At 62.6% G+C, this 14,633-nt stretch carries 11 protein-coding genes and 1 pseudogene; 5 read left to right on the top strand and 7 right to left on the bottom strand.

Translation table 11 applies throughout. The features are described from left to right. Position 1 precedes the first annotated feature (1 nt). Together IB274_RS07450 and IB274_RS07445 are read right to left on the bottom strand one after the other, a co-directional pair. Complete coding sequence (locus IB274_RS07450; RefSeq protein WP_225614711.1) at positions 2 to 8,512, bottom strand: GH36-type glycosyl hydrolase domain-containing protein; 8,511 nt, start codon at positions 8,510 to 8,512, stop codon at positions 2 to 4. 443 nt (positions 8,513 to 8,955) lie between these two features. Further along, the gene (locus IB274_RS07445) at positions 8,956 to 9,198 is read right to left on the bottom strand and encodes a hypothetical protein (protein WP_192209987.1); all 243 of its coding nucleotides are present in this window, start codon (positions 9,196 to 9,198) and stop codon (positions 8,956 to 8,958) included. A gap of 209 nt (positions 9,199 to 9,407) precedes the next feature. Here IB274_RS07445 and IB274_RS07440 point away from each other — a divergent pair, with 209 nt between their 5' ends. Further along, positions 9,408 to 9,914, top strand: coding sequence for a hypothetical protein (locus IB274_RS07440; RefSeq protein WP_192209986.1), 507 nt, complete (start codon positions 9,408 to 9,410; stop codon positions 9,912 to 9,914). Between the two features lie 53 nt (positions 9,915 to 9,967). On the opposite strand, the gene IB274_RS07435 is transcribed toward IB274_RS07440, so the two are convergent. Continuing rightward, entirely contained in the window at positions 9,968 to 10,117 is a 150-nt protein-coding gene (locus tag IB274_RS07435) for a lmo0937 family membrane protein (RefSeq protein ID WP_192209985.1), read from the bottom strand. 569 nt (positions 10,118 to 10,686) lie between these two features. Between IB274_RS07435 and IB274_RS07430 the strand changes: the two genes are divergently transcribed. Then, the gene (locus IB274_RS07430) at positions 10,687 to 11,595 is read left to right on the top strand and encodes a slipin family protein (protein WP_192209984.1); all 909 of its coding nucleotides are present in this window, start codon (positions 10,687 to 10,689) and stop codon (positions 11,593 to 11,595) included. A 66-nt stretch (positions 11,596 to 11,661) separates the two neighbouring features. On the opposite strand, the gene IB274_RS07425 is transcribed toward IB274_RS07430, so the two are convergent. Next, positions 11,662 to 11,871: a cold-shock protein gene (locus IB274_RS07425; protein ID WP_192209983.1), complete on the bottom strand. Its 210-nt coding sequence runs from the start codon at positions 11,869 to 11,871 to the stop codon at positions 11,662 to 11,664. A gap of 275 nt (positions 11,872 to 12,146) precedes the next feature. On the opposite strand from IB274_RS07425, the gene IB274_RS30080 reads away from it, so the two are divergent. Beyond that, a complete protein-coding gene (locus IB274_RS30080; protein WP_412548112.1) occupies positions 12,147 to 12,320 on the top strand; it encodes a hypothetical protein in 174 nt (57 codons plus the stop codon). A 72-nt stretch (positions 12,321 to 12,392) separates the two neighbouring features. Here the strand turns inward: IB274_RS30080 and IB274_RS07420 are convergent, their stop codons facing one another. The 3 genes from IB274_RS07420 to IB274_RS07410 form a co-directional block, all read right to left on the bottom strand. Further along, positions 12,393 to 12,668 carry a hypothetical protein gene (locus IB274_RS07420; RefSeq protein WP_192209982.1) on the bottom strand — a complete coding sequence of 92 codons (276 nt, stop codon included), beginning with the start codon at positions 12,666 to 12,668 and terminating at the stop codon, positions 12,393 to 12,395. 117 nt (positions 12,669 to 12,785) lie between these two features. After that, a complete protein-coding gene (locus tag IB274_RS07415) occupies positions 12,786 to 13,031 on the bottom strand; it encodes a hypothetical protein (protein ID WP_192209981.1) in 246 nt (81 codons plus the stop codon). Positions 13,032 to 13,224: 193 nt separating this feature from the next. Further along, positions 13,225 to 13,614 (bottom strand): response regulator, encoded by a 390-nt coding sequence (locus tag IB274_RS07410; protein WP_192223700.1) that lies wholly within the window; start codon positions 13,612 to 13,614, stop codon positions 13,225 to 13,227. Between the two features lie 253 nt (positions 13,615 to 13,867). Here IB274_RS07410 and IB274_RS07405 point away from each other — a divergent pair. Beyond that, a pseudogene (locus tag IB274_RS07405) lies at positions 13,868 to 13,969 on the top strand (arsenical resistance protein ArsH); the annotation flags it as partial. 43 nt (positions 13,970 to 14,012) lie between these two features. Beyond that, positions 14,013 to 14,561, top strand: a complete 549-nt coding sequence (locus IB274_RS07400; RefSeq protein ID WP_192431365.1) for an arsinothricin resistance N-acetyltransferase ArsN1 family B — start codon at positions 14,013 to 14,015, stop codon at positions 14,559 to 14,561. The last annotated feature ends 72 nt before the right edge of the window (positions 14,562 to 14,633 follow it).

The following is a 14,633-nucleotide window of genomic DNA, read 5'->3' as shown; positions in this document are numbered from 1 at the left end:
TTTACAGGAACAGCTCGAGGCGATGCTCGCCAACCGCCAGCGGCACCCGCACAGGGCTTTCGCCGCAGACCAGTGAACAGCCATTCAGAAGCGCGCGCTGGATGCCGCGGCAGTGCTTCCCGGCCGAGGTCAGGACGATGCTGTAATGGCAACCATCCACCGTTACGCTGGCGTCGAACCCCGGCCAGTCCAGCGGGATACACGGATCGATGACCAGACTTGCACCCTCGCGCCGGAGCCCCAGGATTCCCTCCACCCCCGCTCGGTACATCCAGCCAGCGGAGCCGGTATACCAGCTCCAGCCACCACGCCCGACATGGGGGGCAATGGAATAGACATCGGCGGCGACGACATAGGGTTCGATCCTGTAGCACTCAACCTCTGCCGCCGTGCGCGTGTGGTTGATCGGGTTGAGCAGGGAGAACAGCCTGGCCGCCTTGTCGCCCTGACCGAGACGGGCAAACGCCAGGATGCTCCACATCGCCGCATGACTGTATTGCCCGCCGTTCTCGCGCAGGCCCGGCGGGTAGCCTTTGATGTACCCGGGATCATGTGCTGATTGATCGAAGGGGGGAGTGAACAGCAAGGCCAACCCCTCATCCTGACGGATCAACCAGCGCTCCAGCGACGCCATGGCAGTGGCTGTACGCTCGGGATTCGCACCGCCGCAGAGCACTGCCCAGGACTGGGCAATGGAATCGATCCGGCATTCGTCGCTGGCCGCCGAACCGAGCCAGGTGCCGTCGTCGAAGGTCGCCCGGCGATACCACTGGCCGTCCCAACCATGCTCCTCCAAGGCCAGTTGCAGCGCCGCCGAATGTTTTCGCCAGCGCACGGACCGTACCTCATCCCGCCCCTCGGCCAGGGCAGCGAAGCGCTCCAGGGTATGCAACAGCAACCAGCCGAGCCACACACTTTCGCCCTGGCCACCGACGCCCACACGGTTCATTCCGTCGTTCCAGTCTCCGCTCCCCATCAGTGGCAGGCCGTGGGCGCCGGTCATCTCCAGGCACCGGTCCAGGCCCCGAGCGCAGTGTTCGAACAGCGAGGCGCTCTCCTCCGCAAGCATCGGCTGGAAAAACGTATCGCTCTCGCCAGGATTCAGCTGTGGCCCTTCGAGGAAAGGCAGCATTTCGTCGAGCACCGCAAGGTCTGCGGATGACTCGATGTAGCTGGCACAGGCATAGGCCAACCAGACCCGGTCATCGGAGATTCGCGTGCGCACTCCCTGCCCCGTCTGTTCCAGCCACCAGTGCTGCACATCGCCCTCGACGAACTGGCGCCCGGCGGCCCGCAGCAGGTGGTGGCGGGTCAGCTCTGGGCAGGCGAACGACAACGCCAGAGCATCCTGCAACTGGTCACGGAAACCATAAGCACCGCTGGCCTGGTAGAACGCCGATCGGGAATGGATGCGGCACGACAGGGTCTGGTAGAGCAGCCAGCCATTGAGCATCAAGTCCATGGCGCGATCGGGCGTGCGGACCTGAACCGCGCCAAGCCGTTGTTCCCAATACCGGGTCACGTCGGCCAACACTGCATCGAGATCAAGACTGCGGTAACGCAGCACGAGTCGACTAACATCCTCGTTCGATCCGGCCTGCCCCAGCAACGCCAGCACTTCCACGGACTCGCCGACGCCCAGCTCGACGATGCATTGCAGGGCAGCGCAAGGATCGAAGCCAGCGCCGCTGGCGCCCGACAACGCCGTGGTGCCGAGCAGCGCCCGAGGAGCCGACAGGCTACCGGCAGGACCGATGAATTCGCTGCGATCGGCGGTCCAGCTGCTCTGCCGCCCGCCCAGGTCTGCGAAAGCCAGCCGCTCGGAATAAGCGATGCTCCATGGGTTACGTGCCAGTAGCGCGCCGCTGTCGACATCCACCCCCGTCAGGATGAAAGGGGCACAGGCTCCGCGCGCGGTACCCAGTACCCATTCCACGTAAGCTGTCACCGATAGCCGGCGCGGCCGGCCGGAGGTATTGCGCAGTGTCAGCCGCGATATCTTCAGCGGGTCTTCCAGCGGCACGTACTGCAGCAGCTGCGCCTCGATACCGTGAGCCGTGTGGCTGAACCGGCTGTAGCCGAAACCATGGGCGGCGCGGTACAAGCCTGCGTCGCGGATCGGCTGGGCGGTAACGCCCCAGACTGCCAGACTTTCTTCGTCGCGCAGGTAGAAAGCCTCACCTGCAGGATCGATGACCGGGTCGTTGGACCAGGGGCTAAGCTGATTGTCCCGACTGTTGCCGGCCCAGGTGTAGCCGCTGCCTTCCGCCGAGACCTGGAAGCCGAACGCTGGATTGGCGATCACATTGATCCACGGCGCCGGGGTCATGTGGCCATTGTTTAGAGCGATGTGGTACTCGCGCCCGCCCAGCGCGAAGCCGCCCAGGCCGTTGAAAAACTCCAGCGGCTCATCACTGCTCGCTCCCTCGGTCGCGGGCACCAGCGGCAAGGCCACCGGTGAGTGCAGGGCGGCAGACGGCCGCGGCTGGGCCAGCGGCAGGCGCTCCAGGTGGGCAGCGATGGAGCCGCGGCGCGCCAGCAGGTTGACCCGCGCCACGGCGTTCAGCAGTGCCCTTGCCTCCACGGTCATCAGGTCGGCACGCAAAGTGTACACGGCACCCCGTAAGGCCTCGCCCTCCCTGCGTTGACGCGAGGGGCTGCTGCGTACGGCCGTTTCGATAGCTGTCTGCAGATCCTGGACATAGGACGAGGCTCGTTCGTTGACGATCACTAGGTCGACGTCCAGGCCCTTCATCCGCCAGTACTCGCGAGCACGCAGGAGTTGCCGCAGCAGCGACAGATCGTCGACTTCGTCGATGCGCAACAGCACGATCGGTAAATCTCCGGAAATCGCCAGCGGCCAGAGCCCGGACTGGCGCCCCGCCCCGCGCCGGAGGGCTTCCTGCGGTGCCCGCCAGCGATAATCCGCATAGAGAATCGGCGCCGCCAGGCGCTGGAAATCGGCGGCCTCCTCCGCATCGATCCCCAGGTCGCGCAATTCCACCTGGGCCTGGGTCCAGGCTAGGGTCTTGGCGCGTTCGAAGGCGTTGCGTTCGTGATGCTTGTCGATCAGGTCAAGCAAGGCGTCCCGGGTACTGGCTACCAGTGTCCAGAATGCGACCCGTGCAACCTTGCCCGGCGCCACCCGCAGGCGCTGGCGAAGGGAGAAGATCGGATCGAGCACGCTGCCCTGGGAGTTGCCCAGGGCACGGTGGCTCAGAACTGCCTGCGCCTCCCGCAGGGTTCGGCCGCGGCCGAGGAAGCGAGCGCGGTCGGACTCATACTGCGTCTCGCCGATCACCTCGCCCTCGACCACTGCGAAATGGGCCGCCCATATCGATGGATCGTCCGGCGAGCGCAGGCGCCGCGTGGCGATCAGGGCGCCGAACTCGGCAAGGTATTCTGTCTGTACGAACATCCGCGAGAACACCGGATGCGCGGCATCGGCTGCCGGCGTTGCCAGCACCACTTCGGCATAGGAAGTCAGTTCGATTTCGCAGGCACGGCGACCATGATTGGTCAGCGACACCCGCCGCACCTCGCCGTCGTCCTCCCCGGACACCAGTACCTCCAGGTTGGTCAGCAGCGAGGCGTCGCGCTGGATGAACTCGGCGTGGTCCTCGTCGAACAGTACCTCGCCATTCTCCACCGGTTGTCCGCCAGGCTGCGCCGTGGTCGACCACAGTGCGCCGCTCTGCAGGTCGCGCAGGAAGATGAAACTGCCCCAGTCGTCGCAGGTAGCATCCTCGCGCCAGCGCGTCACTGCGATATCGCCCCAGCGGCTGTAGCCGCCACCGCTGGCAGTCAGCATCAATGCGTAGCGGCCGTTGGACAGCAGATGAGTGATCGGCGGCCCATCGAGCATTGCATCGACTCGGCGCAACGTGGACGCATCGGCAATGGTGTCACTGGGCGCTACCGTAATTTCCTCGGCGCGGGGATGCCCCAGCGCCACGTCGCGCGGGACGCGCTCCTGCAACAGCAGTTCGCTGGCCTGGATCATCGGCTCGCGATGCAGGCGGCAGCGCATGCGCCCGTGCTGCAGGGTATTGGCGATGGCGACGATGCTCATGCCCTGGTGGTGGGCCATGAAACTGCGGACGATGGCGGCGCTTTCCCCATCCTGCAGGCGTGAGCGGGTGAAGTCCAGAGCCTCGTAGAAGCCATAGCGGCCGAGCGCACCGACGGCCGTCAAGTGATCGAAATTGCGCTGCGCCCCTTGCGCATCGACCATGGTCGCCAGCGCCGTGGCATAGGGAGCTATGACAACGTTCTCGGCCAACCCGCGCTTGAGACCAAGACCCGGCACGCCGAAGTTCGAATACTGGTAGGTGAATTCCAGATCGCGGGCGTTGTAGGCCGATTCGGAGATTCCCCAGGGGATGCCCAGCGCGGCGCCATAGGCCTGCTGCCGCGCCACGACAAGGCGGTTGGTCTGTTCCAGCAGGCTGCCGGCCGGCGCCCGCATGACCAGCGAGGGCATCAGGTACTCGAACATTGAGCCGGACCAGGAGATCAGCGCCGAGCCACCGGGCACCGGCGTGGCCGTGCGGCCCAGGCGGAACCAGTGGCGGGTCGGCAGGTCGCCCTTGGCGATGGCGAACAGGCTGGCCAGGCGTGCCTCGGAGGCCAGCAGGTCGTAGCAACTCGGGTCCAGGCAGTTGTTGTCCACGCAATAGCCGATGGACAGCAGCTGGCGCTCCTGGTTGAGCAGGAAACCGAAATCCATCTCCAGTGCCAACCGCCGTGCCGTATCGGCCAGGGCCTGAAGGCGACGGTCCACTGTCTTTTCATGGCCATGCCGTCGGTCTCGGCTGTGCTCGGCAAAGGCCCTGCGCAGTGCGTCGAACCAGAACGACAGGTCGTCGCCCTCCTCGCCAGCCGGCGCGAGGCCCGCGACGCAACGCACGGCCTTTTCCGCGCGGTGCCCGAGGGCGGGCAGCAAGGCGTCGAGCGATTGTGGGCCGGTGAGGGCCCGGTGAATCACCCGCACGTCCTCCTTCACCTGCAGCAACGCGACATCTTCTACCAGCGGAAGCCTTGCGACGGCTTGCCGTGCCAGATGCAGGGTGTCGAGCAGGCCCTGGCGCGCTTCCACCACCAGCGGGCTGGCGCGCCACTCCTCGCACGCGTTGGCCAGCACGATCAGGTGCCCAGCCAGGTTGCCGCTGTCCACCGAGGACAGGTACCTCGGTTCGAGGGCACGCAGGTCGTGGGTTCCGTACCAGTTGAAGAAATGGCCGTGGCTGCGCGGCAGCTTCTCCAGCACCGCCAGGGTGCCTTCGAGGCGCTCCAGCGTCTGCAGGCCGCCGGCCCAACCGAAATCGCGGGCGGCCACCGCGGACAGCAGGTAAAGGCCAATATTGGTAGGTGAAGTGCGGTGAGCCAGCACAGGCCTGGGCTGCTCCTGGAAGTTGTCCGGCGGCAGCAGATTGTCCGCCGGTGTGACGAAGGTCTCGAAGAAGCGCCAGGTCCGCCGTGCGCCCAGGCGCAGTGCAGTTGCGTCATCCTCTTCCAGGCCTGAACGGCGCGCCGGCTGCGTGGGCCTGCTGCTGTAGAACGCGAGCAGAGGCGCGCCTAACCAGAGCAGGGTCAATGGCAGGATCAGCAACCAGTTCGCCGGATGCAATACCAACCCGGTGATGCCGGCCGATGCGGCGAGGGCCGTCCCGCCGGCCATCTGCCGATAGCTGCCGAGCCAGCCGGGGCGCGGCTTGCGTGAGGACTGTGCGGCGGTGGTCCACTCCAGCAGGTTGCGCTGGCTGACGTACATCCGCCAAAGCGTGCGCAAGATGGCATCGACCATGCTCCAGGCATCGTTTGCCAGAAAGGCCAGCGACAGCAGGATCTGCAGCAACGCACGACGGAAGTCGGCACCGAGCATGGCGAAGTGGCTGCGTATTCGAACACCCGAGCGCGCTGGCAGCAATGCGCAGTAGATCGGCAGTAACGGGGGGATCGCCTGGGTCAGAATGACCAACATCGCGGCCAGCAGCGCCTGGGGCAATGGCAACCACCAGCAGAGCAGAAGGCCGGACAGGGCGAAGGGCGCGACCAGCGATCGTCGCAGATTGTCGAGCATCTTGCAGCGGCCGATCAACGGCATCGCCTGCGGCCCGCGCCAGTGGCCGAGCATCCACGGCAATAGCTGCCAGTCGCCGCGGGTCCAGCGATGCATGCGCCTGCTCGCCACATCGAAGCGCGACGGCGACTCTTCAACGACCTCGACATCCGACACCAGCCCTGCGCGGGCGAAGATGCCTTCGAACAGATCATGGCTGAGCAGTCGATTGTCCGCGACCCGACCGGCCATCGCGCGCTCGAAGGCATCGACGTCATAGATCCCCTTGCCGGTGAAGGAGCCTTCGCCGAACAGATCCTGATAAACGTCCGACACCGCCGCCGCGTAGGGGTCCATCCCTGCCGGGCCGGAAAAGACGCGCTGGTACAACGACCCCTCCCCGCCCATCGGCAGCGATGGCGTCACCCGCGGCTGGAGTACCGCGTGGCCGTTGATCACTCGCTGCTGCAAGGCATCGAAGCGCGGCTGGTTAAGCGGGTGGCCCATCTTGCCGATAAGGCGCAGAGCCGCCTCGCGGGGCAGGCGGGTATCGGCGTCGAGGGTGATGACCAAGCGTACCTCGCTCGGCACTCGCGGCGGCTCTCCGGCAATCGCCACGAAGCTGGTATCGGTGGCGCCGCGCAACAGCCGATTCAGTTCATGCAATTTTCCGCGCTTGCGCTCCCAGCCCATCCAACAGCCCTCGGCAGAGTTGAAGCAGCGCCTGCGAAACAGCACGAAGAAGCGCTGGCCGCCGGGCCCTGGGCCGTAATGCTGATTCAGGCGGTCGATGGCCGCAGCCGCAGCATCGAGCAGCGGTGCATCACTGGGCAGGACCTCCTGTGGCGCGTCGACGCCATCGAGAATCAGCACGAAAGTCAGGTCACCGCCGATACCCGCCAGATGGTGGACCTCCAGCCGCTCGATCTGCTCCAGCAGATCGGCCTCGGTGGTCAGCAAGGTCGGCACCGCCACCACGGTGCGCAACGCCCGTGGCACGCCGGCCAGGAGTTCCAGCGCAGGCAGCGTGATCGCGCCAAAGCTCCAGGTCACCAAGCGGTTGATGAGTGCCGTGGCCACTTCGGTCACCGGAACGAAAAGGCAGGCCAGGAAGGCCAGCATCCAACCCCAGGAGAACGCAGGCTGATTCAGCAGATGCGATACGAATCCCAGCAGCACCAGGCTGAGCAGGCCGATGGCACCGATGTAGCCGCCCATGCCCAGGCGCACGCTGAAGCGATTCAGGCGCAGGTGCAGCGTCGGGCTGAAGCAGATGGCGCGCTCCAGCGTCGGGCGACCTTCAGCAATCAGATGAAATCCGGGATCGAATTCACGGCGGGAGTCTTCGCCGTCCGGATGTTCGGCAACGGCCTGACGGCAAGCCTCCAGGGCGTGATCGACCACCTGGAGCTCGTCCAGACACGAGCCGCGCGCCAACTGTTCGATGGCGCTGCGATAGAGGTTACGAGTGGGAAAGTCCATGGCAGCGAAGTTGCTGCCGTCGCGCAGCCGCGCGTCGACCAGACTGACATTCTCGAACAGCTGTGCCCAGTCGATATCGGAGATCAGGCGCATGCTAGTGATCACATTGCGCACAGTGACATTGGAGGCGCCCAGGCGCTGCTGCGCATGCTGGACCGCCGCCTCGACGCTGACACCCTGTTCGTGCAGGCGGTCTTCGAGCCAACCCAGTGTCGGTGTCGTGCGCGGGTCCTGGTCGCGCATGCGTTTGGCCAGTTGGGCCGAGAACACCTCGGAAAGCGGACCGGTCGAGCGCGCGGCGATATCCGCCTCCAGTGCCGAACGAGCGTGCCCTGGCGAGAGTAGACGCTCGGCCAGGGCATCGGCATCGGCACGGGCTATGCGCCCGGCACTGATCTGCTCGGCCAAGCGCCGCAGGTTCTCGATCAGGACGATGCGCAGGGTAATCGCTACCGCCCACAGCTCGCCAATAGTCAGCGGCTGGACCCGCTGGTAGGCATGGATGTAGCGCTGCAGCAGTTCAACATCGAGGTGGCTGTCGGTGTGCGCCACGAAGGCCCAGGCCAGCCCGAAGACTCGCGGGTAGCCGGCGAACGGCCCATCGGCCAGCTTGGGCAACTGCCGGTAGTAGCCAGGCGGCAGGTCGTCGCGGACCTCGCGGATTTGCTCTTCGACAATGTGGTAATTGTCCAGTAGCCACTCGGCAGCCGGTACCACACCATTGCCCCTTTCCAACTCGACAGCGCTAGCCCGGTAGGCAGCCAGCAGGACACGGGAGTTGTCATCCAGGCGCACATGCAACGGCAGTACACGCTTTGGCGTATCCGTCACTTGTTGTGCCAGGGCCAGGCTCTGCGCGTGCTGTTCGAGCCGTTCGATGCCGAAGAGTTCTTCTCGAACCGGTGCCAGACTGTCCCAGGGAGGCTTTGATCGGTCGCGGCGCAAGGCCCGGAAATGGAGCGACATCATGGCATTGCTCCGGAAGTGCAGCGGAAACCTGGCCGGTCGACACGAGCGTCAGGGGGGCACGTACAGAGAAAGCCCCCTCTGTCGGTACCCGGCGAGTCCTGAAGAAGCTGCCTGTATCACCGCAAGCCGTGGGGCATGTCTGACTGCAACCTTCGCAGACCAGGACTACGACGTCGGTGCGGTTGCGCACTTAAGGTAAGGGCCGTTTGATGCTCGGCTCTGGTGACCTCCATCGGAACCGGCAGTTGCACGATCAACGACGCGGCTTGCGCCGAACCACCGGCGTTTCTTTCACCCTGATCCGGCGATTGACCTGCGGCACGGAGTGTGTCGTCATGGACAGCTGACGCCATGCCCTCTTGCAGAGAATCACCGCATGCCGCCATTGGCGCCGGAGACCCGCCGCCACACTGCGCGCTCTGTAGTCATCCGTCGATGGCGCATCACTGCTCATGAACAGCTCCGGCGCGGCTGGGCTTCGTGCCCTTCTCCGGTCGATGGATGGGATTTCCAGCAGAATCGACCTCCAGCGATTGCTGGAGTACCACTTCCGCTCTGGTCTTCGGATTGGCGTCGTTATCTGAGCCCGGCAGACGCGGCGCTTCGCTGCGCCTGCCGGGCGGATGAGTCTTCCCCTTGGGATCAGCGGCCCCGCCATGGGGGGCTTGCTTGCCTGTCTGGTTCATGGTCGCCTCGCCGCGCTTGCCACTCCTGCACCATGCAGAGTGTGGAGGGAGCGACAATGACAACCTTTCACCAGGTTGTCGGTGCGGTAGCCCACTTGCGCTGGTCATCCAATAACGGGCACCGGTACGTGCGGTAACAGACGGACCGACGCCTTGGCTTCGCGGATGCTGGAAACTGGTTCGAAAGGTCGCATGCCAGGAGAGCAACCATGACCCGCTACTGCCATCAGGTCTCAGGTGTGTTCAACCGACGATCACAGGCCGATTGCGCAAAACAGGACCTGTTGGGGTTGGGCATTCGTCTGGACCGAGTGCGCATATTCGACAACCATGAACTGGTGCCCTCCGGGCGCCTGCGCGCGAAGCGGCGCCCCTTCAGGCAGGTCATCAAGGGCGTTGCCGTCGGGACGCTGTTCGGCCTGCTGGTCAGTGCGCTGTTCGCATTCGCCATGACGAACGCCGGAGCAGGCCTCTTCGGCGGCTCGCCGCTATTCGAAATGCTGGGCTGGGGTGCTGTCGTGGGAGGGCTGGCGGGCGCGGCAATCGGCGCGTCGGCGAACGTCAGCCAGGACGACCATCCCTTCGGGTACACCCTCCTGCCAGGAAATGTTGTTCTGCTTGCCGAGACCCGCTCGGCGCGCGAAACCCTGCGCGCCTTCGACATCATCGAAAGAGCACCCGGAGTCGGTGCGCACATGGACATCAGCCTGGTCTGAGTTGGCACATGACGACGCAGCGGCCGACTCCGGGCAGCGGACGGACAACAGCGTCAGGATGGCCGTCGTCCCTGGAGCATACGCATCACCACTATTGCTACTGCCGCGATCAACAGAACATGAATGAAGCCGCCCAGGGTGTAGGCGGTGAACATCCCGAGCGCCCAGAGGATGAGCAAACAAACAACAACGGTTTCCAGCATGATGATTTCTCCTGCTGCGGCTTGCGGCACTCGATGACCTGATTCGCCAGCCAGGCCTGATAGCCGTCCGTGCGCCATCGCACGTTCGGTGGGGACTACTCCTCCGAGGGATCGACCGGAGACTGGTGCGGAGCCTGTGATGGTGCTTCGGCCGGGTTAACCGATGGAGGCAGCGTCGGCTGTTTCTTGTCGCGATCTCGAAATGAATATCGCTCGGCGGGAGAGCCATATTCACCGCCCGGCAGTGTGGGCCTGACACCACCACCGGCTGGCGATGGGCTGTCCGGAACTGTTCCCGGTTGTCTTTTCATGGCGACCTCTGGTGAGCCGATCACTGCTGGTCGCCAGGACGTACCGAAACACCAGGCCAGCTCGCTGTCGACGGAATGCAACCATGGCAGGTCGCAGCTCCTGGCGTCGGTGCGCAAGCGCGCTTAGCCCATCACAAAGACCGGCAGTGCTCGCGGGGACCTTCCCAACGGACCGCTCCAGTGGTCTAGCGCACAGACAGACGAACGCCTCAGGCGCAATCTTCAAATGAGCGTTGCACTTGAATGCAGGAGGACACTATGAACCCCATCACCCTCTTCATTGTCATGGTTCTGACAGCCATGGGGGCCGTCCTCATCTACTTTGGCCACACGGTTGTGGGCATCGTTGTGCTGGTGTGCGCACTGGTCGTCTCGCTGTCCCTCAAGATGGCCAATACCTGGCAGAAATTCGTCGTGTTGCGCGCAGGCAACCTGCAAGGCGTGTGCGGGCCCGGACTGTTCATGATCATTCCGGTCCTGGACAGCGTCGTCGCTGTGATCGACGAGCGAATCCAGACCACGGCATTCAATGCCGAGCAGGCACTGACCCGCGATACAGTGCCGGTGAACGTCGACGCCATCATCTTCTGGCACGTGCACGACGCCCGCAAAGCGGCACTGGCGATCACCGACTACCGGCAGGCCATCGACCGGGTAGCACAGACCTCTCTGCGGGAAATGATCGGCTCGTCGATGCTGGCCGCGCTGCTATCCGATCGACGCAGCTCCGATCAGCAGTTGTGCCGCGAGATTGGTGAAAAGACTCAGGAATGGGGTGTCACCGTCGGCTCGGTGGAGATCCGCGACGTGGCCATCCCGGTAGCATTGCAGGACGCCATGTCACGCCAGGCGCAGGCCGAACGCGAGAAGCAGGCGCGAATCATCCTAGGCTCCGCAGAGGCGGAAATCGCCGGACGTTTCGTGGAAGCGGCCACTATCTATGCCGGTCAGCCTACTGCCTTGCAGTTGCGCGCAATGAACATCATCTACGAGACCACCAAGGAGCGCGGAACCACCATCCTCATTCCCAGCGCCATGATCGACAGCATGAATCCGACCGTTGCCGTCGCCACAGCCGTGGCCACCCAGGCCGGTGCGATTGATGTCGGCGACGAACCTTCGTATAAGAGTCCGCGAGTCAATGCTGCAATAAGGGGAAAGGTGTAAACCTTATTCAGGACGGGGCATTGGAAAAAAAAACCCCGCATTTGCGGGGCTTTTTATTTGCGCAGATTACATTGCTTGCACTTGATCAGCCTGAGGACCTTTGGGCCCGTTGGTCACGTAAAAGCTGACCTGCTGACCGTCATCAAGCGTTTTGTATCCGCTGCTTTCGATCGCGCGAAAGTGAACAAAAACATCTGCGCCGTTTTCGGGGGTTATGAAACCGAAACCTTTCTCAGCGTTGAACCATTTAACGATACCAGTTTGACGAGTAGTCATGATGAATCTCCAAATAATGATCATGCCATGCGATATGCGAGACATGACTGGATGCGAAGTGAAGAGGGGCCGCAAAGATGGAGAATCCAGAAGACAAAACATCAATCGGTGCCGCTAAACCGAGCAGGCAGGAGACTCACCATACAGGTTCTGCAAGGAATAGATAGGCAATTTAAAAAAATATGCAGATATCTGGCAGACGGTCGGGGATGAGCACGAGATATGCGTATAGTGAATGCTAGTCACCAACCTGGTGGCTCATCGCCTGAGGTGACATGATGTCTTATTCAATGTTAGAAACTGCGCGCTCGGATCTGGAGAAGAAAATCGCAGCGTTCCTTTCCAAAGGCGGAGAAATCCAAGAAATTCCCGCCGGTAGGCATGGCCGTAAGGAGCCATACAAACGGAGCGAGTGGACGATTGGCAAGGCGAAAAATTCAGCCGCCTGATGTTTTTGAAAAAAACCGCATCGGAAGATGCGGCTTTTACCGTGTGACCGCTACTCCTCAAACCATTCGGCATCACCAGATCCCAGCCGGTTTGCAAGTCCTCGACCTGCACCGCCAAGCCCGCACATCGCTCTTGGTCTTCGCCTCCCTCGCAATCAATTCCGCCAATCCATTCGCGATCAGGTCAGCATTGCTAACCAGCACATCGAGATGGCTTTTAGCCGCCAAGGCTGTTTCGGTGGAACCGCGTTGCTCGATCCAGATTGCCAACTCCTCTGCTGCTGCACCGATGGCGTTGATGTTCTCATTGAGGCGATAAAGCAGCGCCGAGACAGTAGTATCGGTCATGCCGGTCTCCTAAGTGAAAGCTCTCTTAGGGCGGGAACTAAAAGCCCGCGGGGACCTGCGGGCAGGGAAGACAGCTTGCGACTGTATGCCCCTAAGCGGAGCTATTGGTAGGTTGCGTCAGCAATCTGGCGAGCTGAATACCGGCTCGCCGTGGCGATTGATGCGCGTGATCTTTGCCAGAGCTTTTTCTGCTGCGGCAAACGCTTGGGACATCACACCAAAGCAGGACAACCCATAGACCAAGTGAAAACTCGGCGTCGAGCCCTCATACTGGTCCTGCACTGCGATAAAGGCTAATGCGTGGTCGCCATTCATCTTGGCTAGGCTCCACGTGTCGTAACCGGGGAATGCACGTTCGTTCATGGGAGCCTCACAATTTCAGGGGATAACCCACTATCCTCCTGATACCGCTGAATAGCTCTCAATGGTTCGGTTATTCGACCAAGGGTCGAGAACGCGACAGACACTGATCTCCCTACCCTTCGCTGACCGCACTGACTGCCGATAACTGCTCGGCAGATCCATCGGCGTTGTCACGCGCACGCGAGCTGTTCGCTCAGTGTTGAGGCGCTAGAGCCTCTTCTACAGTGGTCATGAGCGCCGTGAGATCAAATGGCTTGTCGAGAAATCTATACGTTGGGAAGTCTCTGCTCCAAGAGCCGCCGGACATGATGATGATAGGGATGTCTGGGAATCTTTCTGCAATTTGACGCGCGAGTTCTACGCCGTCGATTTCTCCAGGCATTGAGACGTCAGTAAGCAAGAGGGCCAGTTGGCCAGGATTAGCATTGATCCAGTCGAGCCCGTCATCGGCATTTCCAAGAACGATCGCGGGGACTCCATAGTCTTCCATGGCTAGACCCAGAACTCTCGCCAGAGTCGAATCATCATCGAGGATGAGCACGTATGTGACGTTTTTCGTGAGCGGGCCTCTTAGCGTTTCCATGCCTAAACTCCTCTGTGTGCAGCGGTAGAAGGCACAATCTCGCGTACGTTCACCTTATCCGCGTTACTCGTCACTTTGCCGACGTGTGGTGGAAATAGTTAGGGTTTCCACCATCAGCCGCTTGCCGTCTTGGAGCGATTGACGCCCATCTAAGATGGCGGTCTCTCATCCGAGCCTAGGGGCTCAGAAGATGACGCCTGAGATGTCTAAGTGAAGGAGCAAGTAACTCGTGGGTAGCTCAGCCAAATCAGATGTGGTGGACGTGATGGAGGAACTGGTGAAGTTCACCCTGCTGCTGCGCGATCGCCAGGACTTCCTGGTGGATCGTTATTCGGAGCGCAAGGAGAGCGCCTAGCAGCTTTCCGCCCGCGTGACTCAGCGCTCGATCTGAGGTCGCCATGCCCATCGAAATCAGACAAGTACGCCCTGAAGACGCGCCGGCAATCCAACTCATCTACTCCCCCATAGTGGCGAATACGGCAATCTCCTTCGAGGAGATACCGCCGACAATCGAGAAGATGCGGCAGCGCATCGTCACGACGCTGCAGAACTACCCGTACCTTGTTGCAGAGCGCGCTGGACGCCTGGTTGGCTACGCCTACGCCAGCCAGCACAGGGCGCGCGCCGCATGCCGATGGACAGTAGATGTGACCGTCTACATAGCAGAGGGTGAGCAGCGTCGTGCTGGAGTGGGTCGCAGTCTCAACGCAGCGCGGCTTCCCATTCTTGCCAAGCAGGGATTCAACGCTGCCTATGCCGGCATCGCGCTGCCCAACGCCGGAAGCGTTGGCCGGCATGAATGGCTGGGATTCCGGCACATCGGCACCCTCCCGCAGGTCGGTTTCAAGCTGGGCCAGTGGCACGACGTGGGCTATTGGCGACTGGAACTCGGTACGCCGAGCAACTCGCCCAGCGATCCCTGGCGATACCCGGAAATCACCCGCTGAGCGGCAGCAATGGGTCGGTAACTGACGTAATCAGCGAACAATCAAATCCTGCGGCCGCTAGCAAACAGCATG

The organism is Pseudomonas sp. PDM18, assembly GCF_014852585.1.
In the GTDB taxonomy this organism is placed as follows: domain Bacteria; phylum Pseudomonadota; class Gammaproteobacteria; order Pseudomonadales; family Pseudomonadaceae; genus Pseudomonas.
Note: the sequence above shows the minus strand (reverse complement) of the source record. Positions and strands in the feature narration are given on the sequence as shown.

Bases quoted from the DNA above. Each gene is read 5' to 3' on its own strand.
- IB274_RS07450 (WP_225614711.1), bottom strand. From the start codon at position 8,512: ATGATGTCGCTCCATTTCCGGGCCTTGCGCCGCGACCGATCAAAGCCT.
- IB274_RS07440 (WP_192209986.1), top strand. From the start codon at position 9,408: ATGACCCGCTACTGCCATCAGGTCTCAGGTGTGTTCAACCGACGATCA.
- IB274_RS07425 (WP_192209983.1), bottom strand. From the start codon at position 11,871: ATGACTACTCGTCAAACTGGTATCGTTAAATGGTTCAACGCTGAGAAA.
- IB274_RS07420 (WP_192209982.1), bottom strand. From the start codon at position 12,668: ATGACCGATACTACTGTCTCGGCGCTGCTTTATCGCCTCAATGAGAAC.
- IB274_RS07430 (WP_192209984.1), top strand. From the start codon at position 10,687: ATGAACCCCATCACCCTCTTCATTGTCATGGTTCTGACAGCCATGGGG.
- IB274_RS07415 (WP_192209981.1), bottom strand. From the start codon at position 13,031: ATGAACGAACGTGCATTCCCCGGTTACGACACGTGGAGCCTAGCCAAG.
- IB274_RS07410 (WP_192223700.1), bottom strand. From the start codon at position 13,614: ATGGAAACGCTAAGAGGCCCGCTCACGAAAAACGTCACATACGTGCTC.
- IB274_RS07435 (WP_192209985.1), bottom strand. From the start codon at position 10,117: ATGCTGGAAACCGTTGTTGTTTGTTTGCTCATCCTCTGGGCGCTCGGG.
- IB274_RS07445 (WP_192209987.1), bottom strand. From the start codon at position 9,198: ATGAACCAGACAGGCAAGCAAGCCCCCCATGGCGGGGCCGCTGATCCC.
- IB274_RS07400 (WP_192431365.1), top strand. From the start codon at position 14,013: ATGCCCATCGAAATCAGACAAGTACGCCCTGAAGACGCGCCGGCAATC.
- IB274_RS30080 (WP_412548112.1), top strand. From the start codon at position 12,147: ATGATGTCTTATTCAATGTTAGAAACTGCGCGCTCGGATCTGGAGAAG.